At 62.0% G+C, this 6,684-nt stretch carries 7 protein-coding genes; 3 read left to right on the top strand and 4 right to left on the bottom strand.

Features of this window, described 5'->3' with window-relative positions; all coding sequences use genetic code 11:
* The first annotated feature begins 185 nt into the window (after positions 1–185).
* A complete protein-coding gene (locus AC3B8H_RS16700; RefSeq protein ID WP_488442680.1) occupies positions 186–710 on the top strand; it encodes a DNA-deoxyinosine glycosylase in 525 nt (174 codons plus the stop codon).
* Between the two features lie 116 nt (positions 711–826).
* Here AC3B8H_RS16700 and AC3B8H_RS16695 read toward each other — a convergent pair whose 3' ends face one another.
* From AC3B8H_RS16695 to AC3B8H_RS16680, 4 genes are all read right to left on the bottom strand, one after another.
* Positions 827–1,486 (bottom strand): ABC transporter ATP-binding protein, encoded by a 660-nt coding sequence (locus AC3B8H_RS16695; protein WP_488442679.1) that lies wholly within the window; start codon positions 1,484–1,486, stop codon positions 827–829.
* The gene (locus AC3B8H_RS16690) at positions 1,483–2,619 is read right to left on the bottom strand and encodes an efflux RND transporter periplasmic adaptor subunit (RefSeq protein WP_488442678.1); all 1,137 of its coding nucleotides are present in this window, start codon (positions 2,617–2,619) and stop codon (positions 1,483–1,485) included. Before AC3B8H_RS16690 ends, AC3B8H_RS16695 begins: the two co-directional genes overlap by 4 nt.
* Positions 2,620–2,707: 88 nt before the next feature.
* Positions 2,708–4,384 carry a hypothetical protein gene (locus tag AC3B8H_RS16685; protein WP_488442677.1) on the bottom strand — a complete coding sequence of 559 codons (1,677 nt, stop codon included), beginning with the start codon at positions 4,382–4,384 and terminating at the stop codon, positions 2,708–2,710.
* On the bottom strand, positions 4,354–5,880 hold the full coding sequence (locus AC3B8H_RS16680) for a DUF1175 family protein (RefSeq protein ID WP_488442676.1): 1,527 nt from the start codon (positions 5,878–5,880) through the stop codon (positions 4,354–4,356). The genes AC3B8H_RS16685 and AC3B8H_RS16680 overlap by 31 nt, the downstream gene beginning before the upstream one ends.
* Positions 5,881–6,199: 319 nt before the next feature.
* Between AC3B8H_RS16680 and AC3B8H_RS16675 the strand changes: the two genes are divergently transcribed.
* Together AC3B8H_RS16675 and AC3B8H_RS16670 are read left to right on the top strand one after the other, a co-directional pair.
* Entirely contained in the window at positions 6,200–6,322 is a 123-nt protein-coding gene (locus AC3B8H_RS16675; protein WP_488442675.1) for a hypothetical protein, read from the top strand.
* A gap of 109 nt (positions 6,323–6,431) precedes the next feature.
* Positions 6,432–6,684: hypothetical protein (locus tag AC3B8H_RS16670; protein WP_488442674.1), on the top strand; the 253-nt coding region annotated here is incomplete at its 3' end.

Genomic DNA, 6,684 nt, shown 5'->3' with positions numbered 1-6,684 from the left:
GGGCGGCACGGGGGCGTCGCTGGTGCTATTGCGACTATCCGATAAGTATGCGGATAAGGACGACGCCTTTTAAACGAAGACGCGTTTGTTACTAAAGCAGTGAAAACGCATTCGCCCGTCGCATCAACGCGAGGCGGAAACCACCGATTCCATGAAATGAAAATATCAACGACGATCGTAACCACATGACGACAATCGAGAGCTTCCAGGCCGTGGCGGAGACGAATGCCAGAGTGTTGGTTCTAGGCAGCATACCCGGCATTCGCTCACTGCAAGAACAGCAATACTACGCGCATCCCAGGAATCAATTCTGGCCAATTATTGGTCACCTATTGGGTATCAACCCCGATTCCCCGTATGTCGAGCGATTAAACGGACTGACCCAATCCGGCGTTGCTTTGTGGGATGTCATGAAGCGATGCCGCCGCGCCAGCAGCCTGGATTCCGATATCGACCTTACCAGCGTCGTAATCAATGACTTCAATAGCTTCTTCGAAAGCCACGGCAAAATCCAAGCGATATTGTTTAACGGAACAACGGCCGAAAAAATGTTCAACAAGCATTTTGACGGCGGACGCTATCGCCAAAAATTTCAGCTTATCCGTTTGCCTTCGACTAGCCCGGCCAACGCCGCGATGAGCTTTGAACGGAAGCTGGAAACTTGGCGAGTGTTGACCAAGCTGCTGAACAATCCGTATCCATCTACTTGATCGGATGCCTGGCGGCGGGACACTGACCTGCCTGATTCACCCGGCGAGCGACCGGAAAGTGCCGCCAATCTTGGCAAGGCCCGATGTATTGGAAGTTTGCCAAGCACCGCCGCACTTCAAACCAACGCCCCGTCCACTATCCTGACCTGCCTGCCGGCGCGCGCGCCTAGCTTGGGGTCGTGGGTGATGACCATCAGCGTGACGCCTTGCCGATTCAGGTTTTCCAACAGTTCGACGATTTCCAGGCCGGACTGGCTGTCCAGATTGCCGGTCGGCTCGTCGGCCAGCAGGATGGCCGGGCGCATGATCATCGCGCGGGCGATGGCGATGCGCTGCAACTGGCCGCCGGACAGTTGGTTCGGGCGGTGTTCGGCGCGGTCGGCCAAGTTCACCGAGGCTAGCGCCTCGCGCACCCGTTCGCGGCGTTGCTTGGCCGGGATGCCGGCCAGGATCATCGGCATTTCGACGTTTTCGGCGGCGGTCAGGCGCGGGATCAGATGAAAAAACTGAAACACGAAGCCGATATTGTCGCGCCGGGTTCGCGCCAACTCGTCGTCGCTGAGTTGGGTGACATCCCGATCGTTCAGCCGGTAGCTTCCGGCGCTGGGCTGGTCCAGCAATGCGATGATGTTCAGCAAGGTCGATTTGCCCGAGCCGGACGGCCCCATCACCGACAGGTAGTCGCCGCGCGCCACCTGCAAGTCGATGCCGCGCAAGGCTCGCACGGTTTGTTCACCGACCTGGAATTGCCGGCTGATGCCGGTCAAGCGGATCATTGCGCGGCCCTGACCCCCGCGCCAGCCTTGACGCCTTCCTTGCCGATTGAAGTCGCCACCCGTTCGCCGGTTTGCAGGCCGTCCAGCACTTCGGTGTAGCTCCAGTTGGTCAAGCCGGGCTTGAAATTGCGCTCGCGTAAGATGCCGTCGGCGTCTATCGCCAATACCCGGTTGTTTTCCAGAATGGCTTCGGCCGGTAAGCGCAAAGCCCGTTCCTTCCGGTTCAGCAGCACTTCGATGTCGGCGCTGTAGCCGGGCATCAGTTCGACCAGGTCTTTCGGGTCTTTCAGCGTCACCTCGACCTCGACGGTACGCGCCTGCTTTTCCTTTTCCAGTACGTAGGGCGCGATGCGGCTGACCACGCCGGAGCAGCGCTTGTCCGGAAACGCGTCCAGCGACACGCAGGCGGTCATGCCGGTTTTCAGCGCGGCGGCATCGACCTCGTCGATCGGCGCCGACACGATCAAACAACTCAAGTCGAGCAGATCGATCGGCGGCAGGGTCGGAATGCCGGGCGGCGACGGCGTGACGAATTCGCCGAGTTCGGCGTTGATTTCGGCGACGGTGCCGTCGAACGGCGCCTTAACCAGCGTGCGCCGGACCGCGGCCTCGGCGACGCCGAGCTGAGCTTCCGCCACCGCGACGGCGAGTTGCGCGGCCTTGCAGGCGGCGCGTTGCGCCTTGCCGCCGGTCACCGACTTATCGACTTGCTCGGCCGAAACGATTTGGTTGCGCTGGCTTAGTCGGCTGATTCTGGCCGCTTCGCGCTCGGCGCCGCCGGCCAGTTGGCAGGCCTGCTCGGCGGCGGCGCGGTTGGCGTCGATCTGGGCTTGTTGCAACGCGACTTGCGCGCGCAAGTCCTGATTCCAGACTTCCAACAGTACTTGGCCTTGCTTTACTTTGTCGCCCTCGCGCACGTGCAAATCGGCGACCTGGCCGCCGGTGGCCGGTGCCAGATAGGCGCGCCGGCAGGCTTTAACGGTGCCGACCCGGGTGTTGGCGACGGTAGCGCGCACCTCGCCCTCGGCCAAGGTATAGACTTCGACTTCGATCGGCGCCGGCTTGCGGTTGGCCAGCCAAATCGCGCCGGCCAAGGCCAGTAACGTCGTGGCGATCGGAATTTTGTATTTCATCTGTGAAAATCGCAGGGGGATGGCCGTCTAGCCTACCTCGGAGCCGGCTATTTGCCCAGCGCCTAGACCGATCGGCGGTGCTGGCGGCTCATTGGGCCAGCAAGCGCCCGGTCAGGCGGGCGCCGTTGGTATCGGCGCGTCCAGCGTAACTGAAAATGGGCAACCCGGCGAACAGTTTGTCGCCGTCGCGGCGCATCGCGGCCTTGGCATTGGCGTAATCCTGCTGCCAGCGCGGCGCGAATTCGTTGCTGTCCTGCGCGGTCTCGCCGGCGCCGCCGGCCAGAAACAATTCGCGTATGCCGGCGCCAGGATTGACGAAGGCCGCCAGTTGAGCGGCTTGCCAGCGCGATTTTTCGGCGCCGCGCTGCCAATCCAGCGGGCTCAGCGATTGCCGCGCGCAGGCATCCTTCATCCGCGTCAACAGACTTTCCGAACTGGCGGCCAAAAACAGACTGCCGCCGGCGCATTCGGCGCCGAGATCGGAATTTTTCAAATATTGGGCGTAGGCGGCGCTGGCTTGCGGTTGGCCGGGATTGGCAACCACCACCCCGACCGCGCCGGCCGGGCTGTCGGCATTGAAATCCCAGATCAGCGCGATACCGGCCGCCTCGGGTCCGGGCGCCGTCGCGTCCGGACCATTGGTCGCCAAGCCGCGCCAGTCGTCCAGCGTCCAGGTCGGCGGCAGCGCCAGGCTGGCGGCGACACCGGCAAACGCGTCGTGCGGAATGCTGGCCAGCACGCCTTCGAACAATTGGCCGTGCAAGCGGGTTTGCCAAAGCGCCGGCGGCAGTTGCAGCGCGCCCAGCTCGCCTTCGGTCAGCGCGAAATCCCAACGCAGCGGGTATTCGGCTTCGCCGACCAACACCGGCAGCAAATGCCCGATGAAGGCTTCGGCGCGCAAGGTTAGGCTCAACGGCGCGGCGCCGGCTTCGGCTGGCGCCGCGACGCTGTCGATCACGTTCAGCAGCGCTTCCAGGCCTTGCGCCAGATATACCCGGCCCTGGTATTCGGTAAAAAACAGCTTTTGCGGGCCGATCCGGGTTTCCAGAATCGGCTGGGGCAATTTGCCGACCCGGTAGCCGCTGGTCGCCAATAAGCCGGCCAGCGCCGGCATGGCCCGGTCGCTGTAGCGGCTGGCGCTACGCCGATAACTCAGCACCCAACCTTGGCCGGCGTGGGCCATGTCGTAATGCAGTTCGGCGTCGGCGCCCAGCGCGTCGCGCAGCAGTTGTTGCAGAAACTCGCCTTGCAAGCCGTCCAGATTGAGCTGCTCGGCCCGCACCTTCAGACTTTGCAGCAATCCGAAAAACAGGCCGTGCACGAAACGGTCGTCGGTCAAGGCTTGCAGCCGCGGCTGCCGGTCCCACCAGTTCAAGAAAGCCGCGCCGTCGTTGAACCGCAAGGTCATTGCCACCGGATGTTTCTTGACGTACCAAGCCGCCCGGTGCGGGCAATCGTCGGCGCGCGGCACGCTGGCGTCAACGGCGGTCGCCGAGGCGGTATCGCCGCCACTCAAGGCCGGACAGTGTTCGTCGCCCGCCGGCGCCGGCTCGCCGTTAGCCACCCGCGAGCCTTCGGCCGGCAACACGTTGCCGTCGGCGTCGGTCAATTGCACGGCCAAATCCAGCATCGGCAGTCCGGCCCTGGTCAATTGCCCCAGCGGCTTCTCGGTCAACTGCCGATAAGCGACGATGCCGGCCGTCACGACCAGTGTCGCGGCGGCGGCCATCGCCGTCAGGCGTTTTGCGGGCGTAAGCGGTTCCATTCGTACACTCCTAGAAAATACGGATTTTCCGGCCGGGGTATCCAGACCGGATCGGGCGACTCCAATAATTCGGCGATCCTGACCACCCGCACCTGGCCGTCCTCGCCCTGGGCGCCGTTATGGTAGACAGCCAGATTCTCGGCCCGGCCGGTGGCAAACAGCATCAGATGGTAGGGTTCGTCGTTGATCAAGGGCTTTTGATAGACCAGCAGGTCGCCGTTTCGAGCCGCCGCCAAGTCGCGGGATTTCAGCCGAAAGTTGTAACCGATCAAGGTCTCGGCATCGGCGAAATGGCCGTAACGCGGCTGGCCGGCGGCGAGCCCGGTCTGCCACAGTTGCGGATAGGCCGGCAGCGTTTGCCGCGCCTGCTCGGACAAGGGCGGCAGATTCAGCTTGGCCGGCACGCCCAATTTGGCGGTGCGGGCCGCGTCGCGCGGCTCCAGTGCGGTGCGGTAGGCAAAGCGCACCAGGCCGGCGCAATCGCGTTGTTTGGTTTCCCATAGCGGACTGATTTTGCGCGCCTGCAGCAAGGCGACGTTGCTGACCACCGCGCGCAGCGCGTCCTCGTCGGCCGGGGCCAGATAGCCCAGCTCCTCGGCGCCGGCTTCGCCTTCGCGCTTGGGTTCGTGCTTGATGTAGTCGCGCACTTCCGCCGGCATATCGCGTTCGGCATCCTGGCCGGGCACGTAGATTTTCGCCGGCCGGCGATTGCCTTGAATCACCACGTAGGCCAGGGTTTGGGTTTCGCCGGGCCGGGCCAGCGGCTTTTGCACCCGGCGCCGGCTTTCGCTGGGCAAACCTTCGTCGAGAATGATGTCCAAATTCGCCACGGTATGCTGCACCGCGCCGCCCGGCCAGTAATTGGTATCGACGCGGAACACGCCGACCGGCGGGGCCGGGTGCACGTATAAGTAGGGACCGTAACCGGCTTGGTCGAAGTTGTCGCCGTTCTGGTTTAAAAAGAAAATGCCGCCGCTGGTCGAGTTGGTATCGGCCCAGTAAACGTGGGTGTTGTCGGGTTCGTAGATGTGCAAGTCGGTGTAAACGCCGTCACTGTCGCTGGTCAACACCACTTTCAGCGGTATCGGTGCGATCACCGCGTCCACCGTGGTGGACGCCTTGGCGACGCCGGCCGCGTTGGCGCATTCGGCGATCACCGAATTCTTGCCCTTCGCGGCCGGGAACGACCTTGAAAAGCCGCCGTTAACGTTGCGCACGTAGTAGCGCACGCCGTTGATATTAACGACAACCGGATCGGCGGCCGGATCGGAACAAGACCCTTCCACCTTGATCTGCAAACCGCTGGTCCAGCCGCCGGCCGGCTGGCTCAAGGCCAACGTCGGCGGCTGGCTGGCGTCGGTCGGCAACAGCCGTTGCTGGCCGCGCCGGGCCAGGATGTCGGGATCGTCGCTCGGCGCGGCCTGCGCGGCGGCCGTCAACAGCCCGCTCAGGGCCAAGCCGAGGCCGGCGCGGAATTTTAAGGGAAACAGCCGCATTCAAGCCTCCGGCCCAGTCGTCAGTTGCGCCGAACTGTAGCAACGAATCGCTCTAACGGCAAATCCGGGCTTGGGAAATCGCTATTCAAACCGATGTGGTCCAAAGTGTGCCTCAAGCAACCCGCCAAGCAGGAAACTACTGTGGACATGGGGCTTAAGCCCCAAGCCCGTCAGTATTTTGTTGACGTCGCTTAGCCCAGTAGCTTAAGGCTTTTACGATCATTCGCCGATGGCAACGTGACTTTGCCTGGAAAATTAGCTAAAACACCCAGCTCATAAACTAACCAGTCATCCTCATTCCGGACTCAGTCAACCCAATATGGACATCCTCGGCTTACTCAATCAACAACTGGTCAGACTATTGTCAGCCACATTGCCGGCGCTGGATTCCGACTGGTGGAGTTCGCTGGTGCTGGACGAGAGAAGCACAATCCATCCGTAACTGCTGGGCGTATGCGCCTGCCGAGGGATTGCCGGATGACAAGCTTTAGCGAGACATTGGCATATCCCAATTCAAACAAACAATCTCAAATATAATCAACGAGAACCTCATGAACCCACTCATCGACCAAGGCCTTGCCAAGGGCCTCATCGCGTTTGATGCCGAACAAAAAAACATCGTCTACAAAACCCCAAACAAACGCTTGCGCTACACCGACCCGGAAGAAAAAGTTCGCGCCGCCGCCTATTTGTCGCTGGTGTTGGATTACGGCTACAGCCCGGAACAGATAGACATAGAAGTGGCCGTCGAACACCGCGTACCCAATGTGTTTTCCGACATCGTGGTTTACGCCGACAAAACCC

The organism is Methylomonas sp. BG-2, from assembly GCF_057766305.1.
Note: the sequence above shows the minus strand (reverse complement) of the source record. Positions and strands in the feature narration are given on the sequence as shown.

Excerpts from the sequence above, each read along its gene's own strand:
- AC3B8H_RS16680 (WP_488442676.1), bottom strand. The coding sequence starts at position 5,880 with ATGCGGCTGTTTCCCTTAAAATTCCGCGCCGGCCTCGGCTTGGCCCTG.
- AC3B8H_RS16685 (WP_488442677.1), bottom strand. The coding sequence starts at position 4,384 with ATGGAACCGCTTACGCCCGCAAAACGCCTGACGGCGATGGCCGCCGCC.
- AC3B8H_RS16695 (WP_488442679.1), bottom strand. The coding sequence starts at position 1,486 with ATGATCCGCTTGACCGGCATCAGCCGGCAATTCCAGGTCGGTGAACAA.
- AC3B8H_RS16700 (WP_488442680.1), top strand. The coding sequence starts at position 186 with ATGACGACAATCGAGAGCTTCCAGGCCGTGGCGGAGACGAATGCCAGA.
- AC3B8H_RS16675 (WP_488442675.1), top strand. The coding sequence starts at position 6,200 with ATGGACATCCTCGGCTTACTCAATCAACAACTGGTCAGACTATTGTCA.
- AC3B8H_RS16690 (WP_488442678.1), bottom strand. The coding sequence starts at position 2,619 with ATGAAATACAAAATTCCGATCGCCACGACGTTACTGGCCTTGGCCGGC.